This is a genomic window from Micromonospora sp. MP36 (assembly GCF_008119785.1).
Lineage (GTDB): Bacteria > Actinomycetota > Actinomycetes > Mycobacteriales > Micromonosporaceae > Micromonospora.
In genome coordinates this window covers 1-1,148 of record NZ_VSFA01000267.1, presented here as the reverse complement: position 1 = coordinate 1,148, position 1,148 = coordinate 1, and the positions used below count along the sequence as shown (strand labels likewise).

Here is a 1,148-nt window from a genome sequence, read left to right as displayed (position 1 = left end):
GTGCGCATGGCCCAGGAACAGGCGGGGCGTGTTCTGCGTTCGGCGCGGTGGCGTGCGGGTCTGACCTCCGGTGTGTTGGCGACGTGGCCAGCCGATCCGCGCAAACGCACTGCAGGGGAGTGGGAGCAGGTGCGTCGGGCGGTTCCGGGCGGGGAGCATCTACCGTCCAGCATTATCAAGTCCCGCACCCGGCAGGCCGCGAAGTTCCTTGCCGTCAATGGCCGCCTGCCGGTGGACGTGTTCGAGCTTGAAGGCGTCCCAAGGGTCGCGGGGATGCTGCTGCTGGCCGCGTGTGACCGGCAGCAGGCCACCATCGAACGCGGCGACACCGACCCCAGGAGGGTGTTGCTGCGGTTGCAGCTTCCCACCCGCCCAGATCCGCGATCGTATCGGGATTGGACGTGGGTGGCCTGTCCGATCATCCTGCCGCCCACGGTCCCTGCGGGCGCGGTGCTGCACCTGCCCACCCTCCGCGTGACCGGCCGGCAGGTACGCGCCGACATGGCATACACCCATGCGGTGCCGAAGGCCCGGCGCACCGGTCACACGGTCGCGCTCGGCGTCGACTGGGGTCTCAACACCCTCCTCAGCGCGGGCGCCGTGCGACTGCACGAGGATGGGCGGATCACGGCGGTGGGGGCCGGTGGCCAGTTCCGGGCCGCCGGCATCCTCGCCAAGCAGCACCGCCTGCGCCGGCACGGTGAGCGGCTGCACGCCAAAGCCGACCAGTACCTGCGGCTGATCGGCGGCAGCCCCGACGCGCACCTGAGCGCGAAACATGAGGTGCTGGGCGCCGAGATCCGCCACGTGTCCCAGCGCCGGACGAACCTGAACGCCGCGCTCGCGTGGGCCGCCGCCCGCTGGGCCGTGGACCAGGCGATCGCCGCCGCGGCGAGCGTGATCTATGTGGAAGACCTGCGGTCGTTGGAAGCACGGGGCATGGGCGCCACCCTCAACACGCGGCTGTCGCAGCAGGTGCGCGGGCAGATCGTCGACCGGATGCGGCACCTCGCCGCCGAGGCGGGTATCGCCGTGGTCACCACGCCTGCCCGCAACACCTCGAAGCACTGCCCGCAGTGCCTGACTCCGCTGCAGCATCGCAAGGCCCCCGACAAGCCCACCACCCCAGGCTGGAAGTGGGCCATCTG

General features: G+C 71.2%; 1 protein-coding gene. It reads left to right on the top strand.

Going from position 1 to position 1,148, the window contains the following annotated elements:
- Window positions 1-129: 129 nt before the first annotated feature.
- The coding region (locus FXF52_RS41095; RefSeq protein ID WP_222870967.1) for a hypothetical protein at window positions 130-1,148 on the top strand (1,019 nt) is incomplete at its 3' end.